Origin of the sequence: Pseudomonas synxantha BG33R, from assembly GCF_000263715.2 — a bacterium.
GTDB classification, from domain to species: domain Bacteria; phylum Pseudomonadota; class Gammaproteobacteria; order Pseudomonadales; family Pseudomonadaceae; genus Aquipseudomonas; species Aquipseudomonas synxantha_A.
Window position 1 is genome coordinate 4724738 of the sequence record NZ_CM001514.1, and the last position, 18413, is coordinate 4743150.

Here is an 18413-nt window from a genome sequence, read left to right on the forward strand (position 1 = left end):
CTGTGTAGCACTAGGCTTGTTTCAGACGCTTCATCTCGTCCACAGTCGCCGGTTGATTCCTCCTCCTGACCTTAGCTTTTGTTGAAGTGGTGCCTTTGTCACCACCGCTAACGAGCAGGACGCGTCCGTCGCGATACCGGCCCAATTGGCAGGTTTTGCTGGACACTGGAGTGGCCAACCACTCTTGACGCACCTGACACCGACCGTGAGAAGTCGTGTGTGCCGAACGCCGTTTCCGGCAGCCCGGAAACCGACGGTACAACATGAAAAGAATGCTGATTAACGCAACTCAACCCGAAGAGTTGCGTGTTGCACTGGTAGATGGCCAACGCCTCTACGACCTGGACATCGAATCCGGTGCACGCGAGCAAAAGAAGGCCAACATCTATAAAGGCCGTATTACTCGCATCGAACCAAGCCTTGAGGCTGCCTTTGTCGATTTCGGCTCCGAGCGCCACGGCTTCCTGCCCCTCAAAGAAATCTCCCGCGAATACTTCAAGAAAGCCCCCGAAGGCCGCGTGAACATCAAGGACGTCCTGAGCGAAGGCCAGGAAGTCATCGTCCAGGTCGAGAAAGAAGAACGTGGCAACAAGGGTGCTGCCCTGACCACCTTCATCAGCCTCGCTGGCCGTTACCTGGTCCTGATGCCGAACAACCCGCGTGCCGGCGGTATTTCCCGTCGCATCGAAGGCGAAGAGCGCAACGAACTGCGCGAAGCGCTGAACGGCCTGATCGCACCGGCCGACATGGGCCTGATCGTTCGCACTGCCGGCCTGGGCCGCAGCAGCGAAGAAATGCAGTGGGACCTCGACTACCTGCTGCAACTGTGGACCGCTATCAAGGAAGCGTCCCTGGACCGTTCCGCGCCGTTCCTGATCTATCAGGAAAGCAACGTGATCATCCGCGCCATCCGCGACTACCTGCGCCAGGACATCGGCGAAGTGCTGATCGACAGCGTTGAAGCCCAGGACGAAGCCCTGACCTTCATCCGCCAGGTAATGCCGCAGTACGCCAGCAAGATCAAGCTGTACGAAGACAGCGTGCCGCTGTTCAACCGTTTCCAGATCGAAAGCCAGATCGAGACCGCCTTCCAGCGCGTGGTCGAACTGCCTTCCGGTGGCTCCATCGTGATCGACCCGACCGAAGCTCTGGTGTCCATTGACATCAACTCGGCACGTGCGACCAAAGGCAGCGACATCGAAGAAACCGCCCTGCAGACCAACCTGGAAGCGGCTGAAGAAATCGCCCGCCAGCTGCGCCTGCGTGACATCGGCGGCCTGATCGTGATCGACTTCATCGACATGACCCCCGCCAAGAACCAGCGCGCCGTGGAAGAGAAAGTCCGCGAGTGCCTGGAAGCCGACCGTGCCCGCGTACAAGTGGGCCGTATCTCGCGCTTCGGCCTGCTGGAAATGTCCCGTCAGCGCCTGCGCCCGTCCCTGGGTGAGAGCAGCGGTATCGTGTGCCCGCGTTGCAACGGCACCGGTATCATCCGTGACGTTGAATCGCTGTCCCTGGCGATCCTGCGCCTGATCGAAGAAGAAGCCCTGAAAGACCGCACCGCCGAAGTTCGCGCACAAGTGCCGATCCCGGTTGCCGCCTTCCTGCTCAACGAAAAACGCAACTCGATCACCAAGATCGAACTGCGCACCCGTGCTCGTATCGTCATCCTGCCGAACGATCATCTCGAGACGCCGCACTTCGAAGTACAGCGCCTGCGTGATGACAGCCCGGAAGCCCATAGCGGGCAGTCCAGCTACGAAATCGCTGCTGCCGCGGCCGAAGTGGAAGAAGTTCAGCCCGCCGCCGCGACCCGCACCCTGGTTCGCCAGGAAGCCGCCGTCAAGACCGCGCCGGCACGTGCCAACGCACCGGTCCCGACCGAAGCCGCCGCCCCGGTTGCCGCACCGGCCGCCCTGCCTGAGCCAAGCCTGTTCAAGGGCCTGGTGAAGTCGCTGGTCAGCCTGTTCGCCACCAAGGAAGAGCCTGCCGCCCCGGTTGTGGTTGAAAAGCCTGCCACCGAGCGCCCGGCGCGCAACGAAGAGCGTCGCAACGGCCGCCAGCAGAGCCGCAACCGCAACGGCCGCCGTGACGAAGAGCGCAAGCCTCGCGAAGAACGTGCACCGCGTGAAGAACGCGCCCCCCGTGAAGAGCGTGTTCCTCGCGAAGCCCGTGAAGAAACCCCGGCCGTAGCCCGCGAAGAACGTGCACCGCGTGAAGAGCGCGCACCACGTACCCCGCGTGCCCCGCGCGAAGATCGCAAGCCGCGTGGCGAGCGTGAAGAGCGTGTGCGTGAACTGCGCGAGCCGCTGGATGCGGCACCTGCCGTTGCTGCTGCCGCTGCCGCAACCACCGAAGAACGCCCGGCCCGCCAGCCGCGTGAAGAGCGTGCCCCACGTGAAGAGCGCCAGCCGCGCCCACCGCGTGAGGAGCGTCAACCACGCGCCGAGCAAGCCGCTGCCGCCAGCGAAGAAGAAGTACTGACCGGCGAAGAGCAACTGCAGGAAGACGGCCAGGACAACGCCGAAGGCGATCGTCCACGCCGCCGCTCCCGTGGCCAGCGTCGTCGCAGCAACCGTCGTGAGCGTCAGCGTGACGCCAACGGCAACGTGATCGAAGGCTCGGAAGAAGCCGGCGAAAACGCAGAAGCTGCCACCAGCAACGAGCCAACGGGTGCCGAACTGGCTGCCGGCTTGGCCGTTACCGCTGCCGTCGCCAGCTCGGTCATCAGCGCACCCGCTGAAGCCCAGGCTCACGAGCAAGCCGAGCGTGCTACTGCTGCAGTCGAGGAAACCGCTGTAGTAGAAGCGCCAGTTGCCGAGACCCCAGTGGTTGTAGCGCCGGTTGTTGAAGCGCCAGTCGTGGAAGCCACCACCCCTATCGAAGCCCCAGTGGTTACGGAAGTGGAAGTTGCTCCGGTTCGCGACGCACAGCCAGAAACCGAAGTGGTTGCTGTTGAGCCCGCACCGGTTATCGAGCCTGCACCAGTGGTTGAAGCGGCCGTAGAAGCACCGGTTGCCGAAGAAGCCGCCCCGGTTGTGCGTGAAGTTCGCGAAGAACAGACCGCCTTCCAGTGGACCGCTGAGCCAGCTGCCCCGGTTGAAGCGCCAACACCTGCCCCTGCGGTAGAAGAAGCGCCGACGCCGGTTGCTGAAGTCGTCGCCGAGCCAGCCCCAGTGATTGAGCCGACGCCGGTTGTGGAGCCTGCACCCGTGGTTGAAGTTGAAGCCCCAGTGGTTGCCGAAGTGTCCGCCCCTGTAGTTGAAGCTGCACCTGCCAGCGCCCTTACCGAAAATGGCCGTGCGCCGAACGACCCGCGTGAAGTGCGTCGTCGCCGCAAGGAAGCCGAAGCAGCTGCCGCAGCGGCTGCCCAGGCGGTAGAGCACAAGGCCGTGGAAGAAGAGCCTAAACCCCTCGTCTGATTCCATCAGCCACTAAAAAGCCCCGCCTGAGCAATCAGGCGGGGCTTTTTTATGGCTACTTGGAATGCCAGCTCCCACACTTAACCTGCAGTAAAACTCAACCGTTGCGGCACATCCACATCCCAAAGCACACCAGGATCATCTACCTGCACCTCTCGCACCTGTGTTTGTGCGAACAACGGCCTGGCCCCACGATCCCCACCAAGAGCCATCAGCGCCGGCCCAAACGTGTGATCGAAAGCCACCGGGTGCCCATACTGCCCGGCAGATACCGGCACAGTGATGCCCTCCACGCTGGCAATAACCCGCTCGATACTCGATGACTGGATAAACGGCATATCTCCCAACACCACCAGCCACCCATCCGCTGCACCGCTGGCCTTGACCGCCGCCGCAATGCTGTCGCCCATCCCGCTCGAGTCCAGCAGTACAACCTGACAGCCATAAGCCTCTGCCAGGCGGATAACCTCCCCGCGCCCCGGCGACGTCACCAGCCAGCGCGTTACAACACGCTCAGGCAAGTTGCGCAGCACCTGCTCGATGACCGGCCGGATAACGCCATCCAGCCCCACGCAAGCAGCCAGTAACTTGTCTTGATCCGCCCCGGCTTCGGCGCGAAAGCGACTGCCCTGCCCCGCTGCCAGCACAATCGCTGTAACGGTCACTGCGCCGCTACCGCCAGGGGCTTTTTCTGCATCGGTGCCACGCCGTTCTTGATCGCGACAATTTCCGCCATCAACGACAGGGCAATCTCCGCCGGTGTATGGCTGCCGATATGCAAACCAATCGGCCCATGCAAGCGCGCAATCGCATCCTCCGACAAGCCCAGCGCCGCCAGGTTCTCCCGGCGCTTCTGGGTATTGACCCGCGAACCCAGGGCGCCGATGTAGAAGGCAGCGGAGTTTAGCGCCGTCAGCAGCGCCATATCATCCAAACGCGGATCATGGGTCAGGCAAACGATGGCCGTGCGCTCATCGGTGTGGATGTTCAACACCGCCTCGTCGGGCATACCAGGCACGAAGCGGCCATGTTGCTCTTCCCAGCCGTAGACGAACTCTTCGCGGGGGTCGCAGATCAGCACTTCGAAATCCAGCAAGCGCGCCATTTCGGCGACGTAGCGCGACAGTTGCCCGGCGCCGATCAGCAACAGCCGCCAGCGCGGGCCGTAAATGGCGCGCAGGCGTTCGCCGTCGAAGCTCACCACATCAGTCTTGCTCGCAGCGCTCAGGGTTACCGCGCCCGTGGCCAGGTCCAATTCACGTGCGACGACCTGGTGGTCTTCACAGCGCGCCAACAGTTGCTCGACCCAGGCCCAATCATCCACCCGCTCTTCGGTCAGGCGCAGCGTGCCGCCACACGGCAAGCCAAAACGTGCCGCTTCGTCGCGGGTGACGCCGTAGGTCACCAGTTGCACTGGTGGTCCGTCGTCCGCCAGCCGCCCGTCCTGCAGGCGTGCGATCAAGTCATCTTCGATACAGCCTCCGGACACAGAACCAATGACCACCCCGTCGCCACGCAAGGCCAGCATCGCCCCCGGAGGGCGCGGCGCGCTGCCCCAGGTCTGTACCACGCTGTACAACACCACGCGCTGCCCGGCGCGGCGCCATTCCAGGACGCTACGCAGGACATTCAAATCCACACTGTCCATCAAACCTTCCTGCCAGCGTTGAAGAATCGTCGTTTACTGTAAAGCAAAATAATCAAAAAGTGGCCGCGCACAAACGCAAACGCCCCGAACCAGTCGGGGCGTTTGCCAATTGCCTTGGCGTCAGATCACGCCATCAGCGGCTTACTTGACCACAGGGGCAGGGCCTTCGGCCACACCCAGGTCATCGAGCTCGCGGGTTTCGGAGATACCGGTACCACCGGATGCCAGCTCGCTTTGCAGCTTGTCGGTGTCCAGCTCCTTGACCCACTTAGCCACAACGATGGTGGCTACGGCGTTACCCACCAGGTTGGTCAGGGCACGGGCTTCGGACATGAAGCGGTCGATACCCAGGATCAGCGCCAGGCCGGCAACCGGCAGGTGGCCGACAGCCGACAGGGTGGCAGCCAGGACGATAAAGCCCGAGCCAGTCACACCTGCAGCGCCCTTGGAGGACAGCAGCAGCACCAACAACAGGGTGATCTGATGGGTGATGTCCATGTGGGTGTCGGTCGCCTGAGCGATGAACACGGCAGCCATGGTCAGGTAGATCGACGTACCGTCGAGGTTGAAGGAGTAACCGGTTGGAATCACCAGGCCAACGACGGACTTCTTCGCCCCCAGGCGCTCCATCTTGATCAGCATACGCGGCAGTGCGGATTCGGAAGACGATGTACCCAGTACGATCAGCAGCTCTTCACGGATGTAGCGAATCAGTTTCAACACGCTGAAACCGTGAGCGCGGCAGATTGCACCCAGTACCAGCACGACGAACAGGATGCACGTGATGTAGAAGCAGATCATCAACTGGCCCAACTGCACCAGCGAACCCACACCGTAGGCACCGATGGTGAACGCCATGGCGCCCAGGGCACCGATTGGCGCGAGCTTCATGATCATGTTGATGATGTTGAACATCACGTGGGCGAAGCGATCGATGAAGTCCAGCACCGGCTTGCCGTAGGCACCCAGGCGGTGCAGAGCGAAACCGAAGATCACCGAGAACATCAGCACTTGCAGGATGTCACCGTTGGCGAAGGCGCCGACGATGGTGTTCGGGATGACGTTGAGGATAAAGCCGACAATGCTCTGGTCTTTACCGGCGGTGACGTAGGCCGCCACTTTGGAGGCGTCCAGGGTGGCGACGTCGATATGCATGCCGGCGCCCGGCTGCACAACGTTGACCACGACCAGGCCGATCAGCAAGGCGATGGTGGACACGATTTCGAAGTACAGCAGTGCGTAGCCACCGGTTTTGCCGACCGATTTCATGCTTTGCATGCCAGCGATACCGCTGACAACGGTGCAGAAGATGATGGGGGCGATGACCATTTTGATCAGCTTGATAAAGCCGTCACCCAGTGGCTTGAGGGCCACGCCGGTCTGCGGGTAGAAGTGGCCGAGCAAAATACCGATAACGATTGCAACGATCACCTGGAAATACAGGGATTTGTAGATTGGCTGACGAGTCGTCATTGCAAAGTTCCTCAATCGTCCCGTGTGGCAAATATCCGCCATTGCCCACGACACTTGAATTGCGAACCCTCCTGCACTGGAGGGATTTGTTGTTTGCGAAGCCTGTAGGAGAAAGCCTGCGCTGCAATACCTATCGCAAACAGCGTGCCACTTTGCTTAAACACCCTGAAGGCCCTTCGACATCAGGGCCTGGCGTTTATTGGCGCGCTTGAGCCGTGGAACAAGGTGGCGGATTTCCGCCCGCCCATCCCGTCTCGTCCTACAATTTGGCGGATATCCGCCTTGCCGTCGCGCCGGGGGCTGACTACCATCCGCCACTCCATGGATGAGGCCCTTTCATGCGTGAACGTACCATCGCCAGTCACTACGCCCGAGCCGCCCTCGGCGGTGCGCGTCGTGTGGGTTACGACTACTCAGGGCTGTTGCAGCAGGTGGGCATCAGCCCCGAACTGCTGACCGAGCCCCGCGCCCGTATCGCACCGGAGCAATTTACGCGGTTGCTGCAAATGCTTTGGCTGGGGCTGGATGACGAATACCTGGGGTTCGCCGAAGGCCCGAGCAAGCGTGGCACCTTCGCCATGATGTGCCACGCCCTGATCCACTGCCGCACGCTGGAGAAGGCTCTGGAACGCGGCTTATTGTTTTATAGCCTATTCCCACAGGGCCCGCGCTGGCAGCTGACGAAAGAAGGCGATATGGCGCGGCTGAGCCTGGATGACTCGCAGCTATGGGACCCGGATCACTTCCTCAGTGAATGCCTGCTGGTGATCTGGCATCGCCTGGGCAGTTGGCTGATCGGCCAGAGAATCCGGCTGCAACAGGCCACCTTCAGTTACCCGATGCCGGACCATGCTGGCGAGTACGACCTGCTGTTCCCCTGCCCCTTGGTGTTCGGTGCGCCGACCAGCAGCCTGGTGTTTCCCAGCCGCTACCTGAGCCTGCCGTTGTTGCAGGATGAACGCACTCTCAAGCATTTTTTGCAGCGCTCCCCTGCCGACTTGCTGTCGCGCCCGGATGAAGGCGACAGCCTGAGCAGCCAGTTGCGCCGCTTGCTCAGCCGCGACCGCACGCCCTGGCCGGACCTGGAAGCCGTCGCCCAGCATTTGCACATCAGCCCGCAAACCCTGCGCCGGCACCTGCGCGAAGAAGGCAGCAGTTTTCAGGCTCTGAAGGATGAGTTACGGCGAGACATCGCTATCTATCACCTGGGACGGGCGGATTTGTCTTTGCAGGAAATTGCCGAACAGTTGGGGTTCTCCGAACCGTCGGCGTTTCATCGGGCGTTCAAGAAATGGACGGGGTTGACGCCGGGGGCCTACAGGGCGCAGGAGAGTTAAAGGTATAGCGCCTGGGATGGCCTCTTCGCAGGCAAGCCAGCTCCCACAGTTGATCGGGTTTACAAAATCTGATGTGTGAATACATTCAATTGTGTGGCTTGCCTGCAATGAGGCCAGTGCAGATCACAAGGCCGGAAAATGAATCCTGAACGCAGCCCCCCCTAACGCTGAATCCCCCAACGTCAAACGCGCGTGATAGCTTTCGATGATGTCCTTGACCACCGCCAACCCGATGCCCTGCCCCGGGTGCTGGCGGTCCAGACGCTCGCCCCTTTGCAGGATCCGGGCGCGCTGGTCCGGTGGCACGCCTGGGCCATCATCTTCGATACACAGCTCAAGGCCGTCCAGGTTTTCCACCAGGCTGATTCGCACTTGCTTGAGGCACAGGCGATAGGCGTTTTCCAGCAGGTTGCCGAGCATTTCGAGCAGCGCGCCTTTCTCGATGGGCACGTCGCACTCAGGTGGCAGATCAAAGGTGACGGTGACACGCTTGTCGCGGTAAACCTTCTCCAACGTATCGCACAGGCTTTGCAGCACGGGCTCCAGACGTACCTGGTGACGCACCAGCCCGCTTTTACGCAGGCTGGCACGCTGCAATTGGTAGCCGATCTGCTGGCTCATGCGCTCAATCTGCGATTGCAATACCCACGCCTGGCTGCGCTCTTCGGGACGCTGGGCCATGTCTTCGCTCACCCCCTGCAAGACCGCCAGCGGGGTTTTCAAACTGTGGGCCAAGTCATCAAGGGAGTCACGGTAGCGCGTACGCTGCTCGCGCTCGCTGTGCAACAAACGGTTGAGCGAGCCGGTCAGCCGCAACAGTTCGCGGGGATGTTCTTCACTGAGGCTTTCGCGGGTACCGCCTTCGATCTGGTCAAGTTCCTGGCTCAGGCGCCGCAAGGCTTGCAGACCCCAGGTCAGGCCCAGCCACAGCAGCGTCAACAGCACCAGCAGGGCCGCGCCGAATCCCAGGTAAAGGTTCTCGCGCAAGCCTTCGAGGGTCAGTTGGTACTCACGCACCGGTTGCAGGGCGACGATACTGAAGGCGGCGCTCTTGCCCCCCAGCAACCGGACCTCGACGTCATACACGAAGAATTCCTGGCCATTGGCCTCGCGGATGCGCGCAAACTCATTACCGCGCCCGTCGTAGCGCGGTTTGTAGTTAATGTTTTCTTCCTGGGTCGCCCGCGAACGCCACACCAGATGGCCTTCGCGGTCGTAGATATAGCCCAGCAGGCGGCTGTCGGTAAGGTTGAAACGTTCGTCAGGCAACTGCGCCGGCATCAGCAGGCGGTTATTTTCCACCCGCGCCGCAGAAATCAGGGTGGTCACATCCGACGCCAGACGCTGCTCGATGGAATCCTGCAGCGCCAGGCTGAAGGCGCCTTGCATGGCCGGCAACAAGCCGAGCATAAACAGCACGGCCAGGGTGGCGGCCGCCAGCATCAGGCGCACACGTAACGAGCGAATCAACGGCAGCGCTCATTGAACAGGTAACCCAAGCCGCGCACGGTATCGATCGGCTTGAACCCGGCGGGGCCTTCCAGTTTGCGGCGCAGGCGACCGACCAGCACTTCGATCACGTTCGGATCGCGCTCGTCGTCATCAGGGTAGAGCTGCTCCATCAAGCGATCCTTGGCCACCACCTGTTGATGATGACGCATCAAGTACTCAAGGATCCGATATTCGTAGGCGGTCAACGCCAGCGGCTGTTCATCCAGGGAGGCCTGCTTGCGGTTGAGGTCCAGCAGCAACGGCCCGGCGATGATGGTGGACTGGGTAAAGCCGCTGGAGCGGCGCAGCAAGGCATTCATGCGCGCCTCCAGCTCTTCGAACTGGAAGGGTTTGACCACGTAGTCGTCGGCACCGGCCGCCAGGCCTTCGACCTTGTCCTGCCAGTTGCCGCGAGCGGTCAGGATCAGGATCGGGAAAGTCTTGGCCTGGGTACGCAATTGGCGGATCAGGTCCAGGCCGCCCATGCCGGGCAGGCCAAGGTCGATGATCGCCAGGTCATGGTTGAACTGGCCGGTCTGGTACAGGGCTTCCTCGGCATTGGCCACGGCTTCGACCACATGCCCACTGTCGGTCAGGCGGGTAAACAGGTGATGACGCAGCAGCGCCTCATCTTCCACCACCAGCAATTTCATAAGGCTCTCCAAGGCAATTCAACTGTCCGACAGAGGGATATCATAGCGGCCCTGCACGTCTTGCGGGCGCAGTTTAATGCCATTGTACTGGCCCGTCAGGTGCGTGTAGCCGCTGCGATAGTCGGGTTGCGCAGCGGTAACGCCCAGGGCCTGACCCCACGGCGCGGCCTGGGTGCCGACGTCTTCGAAGCTGACACGATGGATTAGGTTGCCGGATTTCCTGGTTTTTTCGCCGCCAAAGGCCGCAAAGGCGCCATCGCTGGCCTGCACGCCCGCGGTGGCACCGAGCATGGTTAACGCCAACATCAGCTTCTTGATCGCAGTCATGGTGATTACCTCATACGCGTTTGGGCTGTGAGGTCCAGACTACGCACGCGCCCCTGAACTCCCCCTGAACAGGCTCTTAACCACACCTGAACCGCGCCGGACTATGCACTGGCGCGCCAACTCGGCAAAATACCGCGCATGACGCCCCTACCCTCTTGCTGCACCCCGCTCGATGCCCGTTGGCCGCTGCCTGTCGCCTTACCTGGCACGGTGTTTTTGAGCACCCGATTCGATCCGGCCTTATTGGACGCAGGCGATTTCCAACGCAGCGCTGTGCCGCCGCCGGCGAGCATCCAGCGCTCGGTTGCCAAGCGTCAGGCGGAGTTCCTCGCAGGGCGCCTGTGCGCCCGAGAAGCGCTGCAACGCCTGGATAACCTCAACTGCATTCCAGCCATCGGTGAAGACCGCGCGCCGGTCTGGCCAGGGCATATCAGTGGTTCCATCACCCACAGCACCGGGCACGCCGCAGCGATTGTCGGGCACAAGGCGCAATGGCGCGGGCTGGGCATGGACCTGGAAAACCTGCTGACCCTGGAGCGGGCGGAGCGCCTGGCCGGGGAAATTCTGACAGCCAACGAGCTGCAGCGTATGGCGACCATACCGCGTGAGCTGCATGGGTTGCTGGTGACGCTGACGTTTTCGGTCAAGGAGAGTCTGTTCAAGGCGCTCTACCCCATCGTGCAAAAGCGCTTTTACTTTGAACATGCCGAGCTGTTGGAGTGGTCACAGGCGGGCCATGTGCGGCTGCGGTTGCTCACGGATCTTTCTGAAGAATGGGGTGATGGCAAAGAGTTGGAGGGGCAGTTTGGGGTGGAAGGGGAGCAGCTGTTGAGCCTGGTGGCCATCGGCGCTAGATAGACTTGGTCCCGATAGCGGTGTCAGGGTTTGTCTTGATCCCTTGGCCAACTCAGGCTGAAGCACGCCCCGCCCAGGTTGTTGCTCTTGCTGATCAACGCCCGCCCGCCATGCCAATAGATGATCCGCCGCACAATCGACAGGCCAAGGCCATGGCCCCCCGAGGCGCGGGTACGGCTGTCGTCCAGGCGCAGGAACGGCGTGAAAATTCGCTCCCAGGCACTCTCCGGCACGCCGGGGCCATCGTCTTCCACATCAATACGGCAGCGCAGTTGGCCGACCTGATAACTGATCAGCACCTGGCCCTTGGCGTGGCGCATGGCGTTACTCACCAGGTTTTGCAGGGCGCGGTGCAGGTAACGCGGCTCAGCGTCGACCCAGGCGTCCTCCCAGTGGGTCGATGACAGGCAGACACCGCGAGCCACGGTGACCTGCGGGCGCAGTGGCGACAATTCGCCAATGACTTGGTCAAGCAGCGCATCGAGGTCCACGCGCTGGAAATTCAACTCCGGCGCGCCCTGCTCCAGGCGCGCGTAGGTGAGCATTTCATCCACCAGGCCATCGAGGTCCTGGATATCGCCGTCCATGCCTTCCAGGTATTTACGCCGTGCCTCGGGAGTGGCGGCGTCACCAATCATCTCCAGGCCAAAACGCAGGCGCGCTACCGGCGTGCGCAGCTCATGGGACACCGCACGCACCAGTTCGCGCTGAATCGCCAGCAATTGCTGCAAGTGCTCGGCCATGCCATTGAACGCGGCCGCCAGGCGCCCTACCGAATCGGCGCCCCGGGCCGGCACGCGCACCTCCAGGTTGCCCTTGGCGATCCGCGTTGCTGCCGCCTCCAGGCCTTTGAGCCGACGCTCCAGCTGGCGCACCAGCAGATAAACGATCAAGCCGATCAGGGTCAGGCCGATCAAGGTGATCAGAATCAGCCACTGCGCCGGATAGGGGTTCATTTGATAGAGCGGGCCGATTTCCAGCACCCACGGCGTACCGACCATGCCGGCAAATACGCGGATCGAATCGCCGCCCTTGCCCAGGGCCATCACCGTATCGCCTTCCGCCACGCGACGGCGCTGGTCGTCGTCCATATCGGCCTGGTCAAGGGCCATCAAGTGCATCTCAAAACCAAAGCCCTTGGCCTGCTTGATATCGGCCAGGCGTTGCGGCTGCTCGGCCACCGGAAAACGCACCAGTTCGTCGGCCAGCAGGTAGATAGTTGCACGGGCCAATTGCTCGCTGATCTGCTGCACTTCACCGGTGAGCACCAGCTGTTCCTGCTCGCTGACCAGTCGCAGTACCCGCGCCGCATGAGGGCCGGTCTGTTCCACCAGCACCTGGCCGCGTTGCAAGCGGTTGCGCTGGCCCAGGTCCAGTTGCGCCTCTGTAAACGTGCGCAGCTCCAGCGGAATGCCCAGCAAACGCTCCCATACCGCCAAGGCCCGCAGCCGTTCGATGGCGTTCATGGCTTGCAGGTTATCGCCCATCAAGGCAAAGGTGCCGTGGGCCAGGCGTTCGCGGTATTGGCCGCTGCGCACGTCGTTGAGCAGATGCAACGCCAGGGCGCCGAGCAACGCCACCAGGATCAGCGCCGCGCACATGCCGCCGTAGATGCGCAGGAAGATCGAATTCACAGCAGCATGTCGGCAGCGGCTTCGGGGACGAACAGGTAGCCTTTGCTGCGGATGGTCTTGATCAGGCGCGGGTGGATCGGGTCGTCGCCGATTTTCGGCCGAATGCGCGAGATGCGCACATCAATGGAGCGGTCCTGGCCGTCGTAGCCAATGCCGCGCAGGGCAATGAAGATTTCTTCCCGGGACAGGATGCGCCCGGCATTCGCGACCAATAACCACAGCAGGTCGAATTCGGCGCTGGTCAGTTCGATCCCGCCATCGTGCAGCCAGGCTTCGCGCAGCGCGTTGTCCACCACCAGCGGGCCGAACTGCAGGCGGCGCTGGTTTTCTCCCGCCGCCGGTAACGCCGGCTCGCTGCGCCGCAATAGCGCCTGGATACGCGCCAGCAACAGGCGCGGGCGCACAGGCTTGCACACATAGTCGTCGGCGCCCATGTCCAGGCCCTGCACCTGGTCCATGTCGTCGGTACGCGCGGTAAGCATCAGGATCACGCCCTCATAACGCTCGCGAACTTTGCGACAGATGCTCAGGCCATCTTCGCCGGGCAGCATCAGGTCGAGGATCACCAGATCCGGCTGCTCGGCGATGATGCGCGCCGCAGCCTGGGCGCCATCGCTTTCCACCGACACGCGCAGGCCGTTGCTTTCCAGGTACTCACGGGTCAACTCGGCGAGTCGCTCGTCGTCCTCGATGATCAGTATCTGCCAGGCTTCTTGCTCCATGCGCTACCTCATTATTATTAGAAATTCTTCGGCTCACGCGGCCTCCACCACCCATACCCTGTTTGTCATGTTTTAAGGGCATAACAAAGCCCGATTGTAGCCATGCCCCAACCCATAAATACAAGCCAGGAATTCCATTCGGTGATGGCGTTTTTTTGTGATAGGGTTCGCGCCCTCAAAATTCCCACCAACGGTTTACACCTTGGAATATTCGGTGACAAACGGTGTGATCCAGTAGTAATGCGGCCTACACGGGTGTTCCACGATTCATACACATTTTACTCACAGCGTTATCCACAGGTAGTGCGTTGCTAACCCCCCAAAAACGCATTATCTTGTACCTCGGCGCTAAAAAAACCCTACATGTAGGGTTTTAAGCGAAAAAACCAAACACAAGTCAGACCAGAAACTCAAGCGCTTTCTTGCTCACGTTTGGTTGAACCAAAGCATTTTTTCAAAGCCCAAACCGCGCACGCGGATGGCAGCCGTTTTCAAGCCCGCTTGGCTGAAGACGGTACGGGTGTTGCAGGGCTTGAACCAGGCCACTGTCACCCAGCAGGAATACGGCGAAGGGCTCCCGGCCCCAAGCCAAAGACTTCGGCATGGAAGCGGCGCGATGAGCTCCCTTCCTCCTGTCCCGAAGTTGTTATGCCAGGCCCTGGCCTGCTGTAAGTGCTTCAGGACGGAACGGTGGGCACCTTGATGGTGCCCAAATAAATATAGAATGTGGAGACAACCCCCCATGCAAACCGACACAACTCGCGAGAACCCGCAAGGCTCCGTGCCGCAGGCCGCTGATTCGAATCCGGATCTGTCCGCCACCGCACCTGGCCAACTGCGCGTGATCAAGCGTAACGGCACTGTCGTTCCTTATACCGATGACAAAATCACCGTCGCCATCACCAAAGCGTTTCTTGCAGTTGAAGGCGGCACCGCTGCTGCCTCGTCGCGCATCCACGACACCGTTGCCCGCCTGACCGAACAGGTCACCGCGACCTTCAAGCGTCGCATGCCTTCGGGCGGCACCATCCACATCGAAGAAATCCAGGACCAGGTTGAACTGGCCCTGATGCGTGCCGGCGAGCAAAAAGTGGCCCGCGACTACGTGATCTACCGCGATTCGCGCGCCAAGGAACGTGCCGTACGCTCCCCGGCCGAAGAAGCTGCCGTACAAGCACACCCGTCGATCCGCATCACCCTGGCTGACGGCAGCTTTGCGCCGTTGGACCTGGGCCGCCTGAACACCATCATCACCGAGGCCTGCGAAGGTCTGGAAGAAGTCGACGGTGACCTGATCCAGCGCGAAACCCTGAAGAACCTGTACGACGGCGTGGCCCTGACCGACGTCAACACCGCGCTGGTGATGACCGCCCGTACCCTGGTTGAACGCGAGCCGAACTACTCGTTCGTGACCGCGCGCCTGTTGATGGACACCCTGCGTGCCGAAGGCCTGGGCTTCCTGAAAGTCGCCGACAGCGCCACTCACCACGAGATGGCTGACCTGTACGCCAAAGCCCTGCCGGCCTATATCGCCAAGGGTATCGAGTTCGAATTGCTGAACCCGATCCTGGCCACCTTCGACCTGGAAAAACTCGGCAAGGCGATCAACCACGAGCGCGACCAGCAGTTCACCTACCTGGGCCTGCAAACCCTGTACGACCGTTACTTCATCCACAAGGACGGTATCCGCTTCGAACTGCCGCAAGTGTTCTTCATGCGCGTGGCCATGGGCCTGGCGATTGAAGAGAAGAACAAAGAAGACCGTGCGATCGAGTTCTACAACCTGCTGTCGTCCTTCGACTACATGTCGTCGACCCCGACCCTGTTCAACGCCGGCACCCTGCGTCCTCAGCTGTCGAGCTGCTACCTGACCACCGTGCCGGATGACCTGTCGGGCATCTACCACGCGATCCACGACAACGCCATGCTGTCCAAATTCGCCGGCGGCCTGGGTAACGACTGGACCCCGGTGCGCGCACTGGGTTCTTACATCAAGGGCACCAACGGCAAGTCCCAGGGCGTTGTACCGTTCCTGAAAGTGGTGAACGACACCGCCGTCGCCGTTAACCAGGGTGGCAAGCGCAAAGGCGCTGTGTGTGCCTACCTGGAAACCTGGCACATGGACATTGAAGAGTTCATCGAGCTGCGCAAGAACACCGGTGATGACCGTCGTCGTACCCACGACATGAACACCGCCAACTGGATCCCTGACCTGTTCATGAAGCGCGTCTTCGATGACGGCAAGTGGACCCTGTTCTCGCCATCCGAAGTGCCGGACCTGCACGACCTGACCGGCAAGGCCTTCGAAGAGCGCTACGAGTACTACGAAGCCCTCACCGAGTACCCAGGCAAGGTCAAGCTGTTCAAGACCATCCAGGCCAAAGACCTGTGGCGCAAAATGCTGTCCATGCTGTTCGAAACCGGCCACCCATGGTTGACCTTCAAGGACCCATGCAACCTGCGCAGCCCGCAGCAGCACGTGGGCGTGGTCCACAGTTCGAACCTGTGCACCGAGATCACCTTGAACACCAACAAGGACGAGATCGCCGTTTGCAACCTGGGCTCGATCAACCTGCCGAACCATATCGTCAACGGCAAGCTGGACACCGCCAAGCTGGAACGCACCGTCAACACCGCCGTACGCATGCTCGATAACGTGATCGACATCAACTACTACTCGGTGCCACAGGCGCAGAACTCCAACTTCAAGCATCGTCCAGTTGGCTTGGGCATCATGGGCTTCCAGGACGCGTTGTACCTGCAGCACATCCCTTACGGTTCCGATGCTGCGGTCGAGTTCGCCGACAAATCCATGGAAGCGGTCAGCTACTACGCGATCCAGGCTTCCTGCGACCTGGCCGACGAGCGCGGCGCCTACGAGACGTTCCAGGGTTCGCTGTGGTCCAAAGGCATCCTGCCGCTGGACTCGCAACAGATCCTGATCGAAGCCCGTGGCCAGAAGTACATCGACGTTGACCTCAACGAAACCCTGGACTGGGCGCCGGTTCGTGCCCGCGTGCAGAAAGGTATTCGTAACTCCAACATCATGGCCATCGCACCGACCGCCACCATCGCCAACATCACTGGCGTGTCGCAGTCGATCGAACCGACCTACCAGAACCTGTATGTGAAATCGAACCTGTCGGGCGAATTCACCGTGATCAACCCATACCTGGTTCGTGACCTGAAAGCCCGCGGCCTGTGGGACTCGGTCATGATCAACGACCTGAAGTACTACGACGGTTCCGTGCAGCAGATCGAACGCATCCCGCAAGAACTCAAAGAGCTCTATGCGACCGCCTTCGAAGTGGATACCAAGTGGATCGTTGACGCCGCCAGCCGCCGTCAGAAGTGGATCGACCAGGCTCAGTCGCTGAACCTCTACATCGCCGGCGCTTCGGGCAAGAAGCTGGATGTGACCTACCGCATGGCTTGGTACCGTGGCCTGAAAACCACTTACTACCTCCGTGCCCTGGCCGCGACCAGCACCGAGAAGTCGACCATCAACACCGGTAAGTTGAACGCTGTTTCCAGCGGCAACCATGGTGATGATTCGGTTCTCGCAGCTCCTGCCGGTCCGGCACCTGTGCCAAAGGCCTGCGCGATTGACGAGCCGGATTGCGAAGCTTGCCAATAAGCTGAATCAGTCCAGGGCTTGAACGCCCTGGATTGAAAAAGCCCGATAGACCCCGACTGCACAGGGTTTATCGGGCTTTTTCGTTTATCGCCCTAGAGAAAGGCGTAGGCAATACCCTGCTTCGGCGCGCCACCTCGTCTTCCCCACAACTCCACTCGCCCATCGATGACCGCCATCGAGTGGCGATCATAGGCCACGACACCGAGCTTACCGCTCGCCAGCTCACTGCTCGAAGACTGCCTGTAAAGCCCTTTCAACCCCAGGCGATTCAACGCTTCGTGGGGCATTTCGCCGTTATTCAGACTTTGCATCGCATGGGCGAAACTTAACTTCGAGGTATTCGGGTTGTCATCCAGGCCATTCCCTTCCAGCTGTGCACGCTTGGCACTTGCAGCAAACATGAAGTTAGCATCAGTCAACATCTGCGGATTATCGCCCTTGAACTGTGCGTACCTGGCCGCCTGCTTCAACTCATCCTTGGACAAATCAAGTTTGAACTGATCGCGCATGGTCACCTGATAGCCATCCGCCGTTTCTTTAACCTCTTTGAAAACGTCAGTGGGCTTCTGACCAAACTTCATCATTGCGCCCTTGATCGCTGAAACGGTGACGCAATTGCCGTCCGGCCCCTGGCTGAAGCCACTCCAGATATTGTCTGGTTTTTTCCCTGGGTTACTTTGATCAGGCTTGTAGTTGAAGTGCTTGGAGCCTTCGGTAATCGGCAGATTACTCATGGGCTCGCTGGGGCCGAAATTGTCGGGGTTCGGCCTACCGCCGCCACCTCCACCACCTGGCGATGGGCCAGGGGAAGGCGGTGAGGGAGTTGGCGATGCATCATCCTGTTCCGGGAACCACAATTTCATCAAGCGCCGCAGAAAGTCCAACCAAGAGACGTCAGCCTTCTCCATCAGCTCGTTCATGATCTCTTTGAATTTTTCGTCACCGAGTTCTTCGCGCTTATCGTTCAGCTTGTCGCGAAGGTCTTGAGCGGTCTGGCTCTTGGAGGTTTTTTCGGCATCCATCAATTCGCTGAGTAGTTGCCTGACTGACTCAGCGTCGGTGTCTTGGGTTTTTCCGGGATCATCCGGCTGACTCGTGCGTCCGTATAAGCCCGCACTATCGTTATTCAGGACAAACCAATAACTTCCTGATGGTGCCCCTTCCCACTGCTCGTAAATCGCCATGCATCTCTCCCTGCTGATCCATGGGCGGCA

The 18413-nt window shown here is 60.7% G+C and carries 13 protein-coding genes; 4 read left to right on the top strand and 9 right to left on the bottom strand.

Going from position 1 to position 18413, the window contains the following annotated elements; genetic code table 11:
• The first annotated feature begins 272 nt into the window (after nt 1-272).
• Nucleotides 273-3422, top strand: coding sequence for a ribonuclease E (rne, locus tag PSEBG33_RS06885; RefSeq protein WP_198287274.1), 3150 nt, complete (start codon nt 273-275; stop codon nt 3420-3422).
• A gap of 80 nt (nt 3423-3502) precedes the next feature.
• Here the strand turns inward: rne and PSEBG33_RS06880 are convergent, their stop codons facing one another.
• From PSEBG33_RS06880 to PSEBG33_RS06870, 3 genes are all read right to left on the bottom strand, one after another.
• Complete coding sequence (locus PSEBG33_RS06880) at nt 3503-4087, bottom strand: nucleotidyltransferase family protein (RefSeq protein WP_005790562.1); 585 nt, start codon at nt 4085-4087, stop codon at nt 3503-3505.
• Nucleotides 4084-5070, bottom strand: a complete 987-nt coding sequence (locus PSEBG33_RS06875) for an XdhC family protein (protein WP_005790563.1) — start codon at nt 5068-5070, stop codon at nt 4084-4086. The genes PSEBG33_RS06880 and PSEBG33_RS06875 overlap by 4 nt, the downstream gene beginning before the upstream one ends.
• 141 nt (nt 5071-5211) lie before the next feature.
• A complete protein-coding gene (locus tag PSEBG33_RS06870) occupies nt 5212-6543 on the bottom strand; it encodes a dicarboxylate/amino acid:cation symporter (protein ID WP_003189258.1) in 1332 nt (443 codons plus the stop codon).
• A 338-nt stretch (nt 6544-6881) separates the two neighbouring features.
• On the opposite strand from PSEBG33_RS06870, the gene PSEBG33_RS06865 reads away from it, so the two are divergent.
• Nucleotides 6882-7880 carry an AraC family transcriptional regulator gene (locus PSEBG33_RS06865; RefSeq protein WP_005790566.1) on the top strand — a complete coding sequence of 333 codons (999 nt, stop codon included), beginning with the start codon at nt 6882-6884 and terminating at the stop codon, nt 7878-7880.
• 123 nt (nt 7881-8003) lie between these two features.
• On the opposite strand, the gene PSEBG33_RS06860 is transcribed toward PSEBG33_RS06865, so the two are convergent.
• Genes PSEBG33_RS06860 through PSEBG33_RS06850 form a run of 3 tightly spaced genes read right to left on the bottom strand, consistent with a single transcriptional unit; the run spans nt 8004 to nt 10351 of the window.
• Nucleotides 8004-9350 (bottom strand): ATP-binding protein, encoded by a 1347-nt coding sequence (locus tag PSEBG33_RS06860; protein ID WP_005790567.1) that lies wholly within the window; start codon nt 9348-9350, stop codon nt 8004-8006.
• Nucleotides 9347-10024: a response regulator gene (locus PSEBG33_RS06855; RefSeq protein WP_005790569.1), complete on the bottom strand. Its 678-nt coding sequence runs from the start codon at nt 10022-10024 to the stop codon at nt 9347-9349. Before PSEBG33_RS06855 ends, PSEBG33_RS06860 begins: the two co-directional genes overlap by 4 nt.
• Nucleotides 10025-10042: 18 nt before the next feature.
• Entirely contained in the window at nt 10043-10351 is a 309-nt protein-coding gene (locus PSEBG33_RS06850) for a hypothetical protein (RefSeq protein WP_005790571.1), read from the bottom strand.
• 138 nt (nt 10352-10489) lie between these two features.
• Between PSEBG33_RS06850 and PSEBG33_RS06845 the strand changes: the two genes are divergently transcribed.
• On the top strand, nt 10490-11209 hold the full coding sequence (locus PSEBG33_RS06845) for a 4'-phosphopantetheinyl transferase family protein (RefSeq protein WP_005790573.1): 720 nt from the start codon (nt 10490-10492) through the stop codon (nt 11207-11209).
• Between the two features lie 20 nt (nt 11210-11229).
• Here PSEBG33_RS06845 and PSEBG33_RS06840 read toward each other — a convergent pair whose 3' ends face one another.
• A complete protein-coding gene (locus PSEBG33_RS06840) occupies nt 11230-12840 on the bottom strand; it encodes an ATP-binding protein (RefSeq protein WP_005790575.1) in 1611 nt (536 codons plus the stop codon).
• Nucleotides 12837-13562 carry a response regulator gene (locus PSEBG33_RS06835; protein WP_005790577.1) on the bottom strand — a complete coding sequence of 242 codons (726 nt, stop codon included), beginning with the start codon at nt 13560-13562 and terminating at the stop codon, nt 12837-12839. The genes PSEBG33_RS06840 and PSEBG33_RS06835 overlap by 4 nt, the downstream gene beginning before the upstream one ends.
• Before the next feature lie 742 nt (nt 13563-14304).
• Here PSEBG33_RS06835 and PSEBG33_RS06830 point away from each other — a divergent pair.
• Nucleotides 14305-17199 (top strand): ribonucleoside-diphosphate reductase subunit alpha, encoded by a 2895-nt coding sequence (locus tag PSEBG33_RS06830; protein ID WP_005790579.1) that lies wholly within the window; start codon nt 14305-14307, stop codon nt 17197-17199.
• Between the two features lie 92 nt (nt 17200-17291).
• On the opposite strand, the gene PSEBG33_RS06825 is transcribed toward PSEBG33_RS06830, so the two are convergent.
• Nucleotides 17292-18383: a hypothetical protein gene (locus PSEBG33_RS06825; RefSeq protein WP_005790581.1), complete on the bottom strand. Its 1092-nt coding sequence runs from the start codon at nt 18381-18383 to the stop codon at nt 17292-17294.
• Nucleotides 18384-18413: the final 30 nt, after the last annotated feature.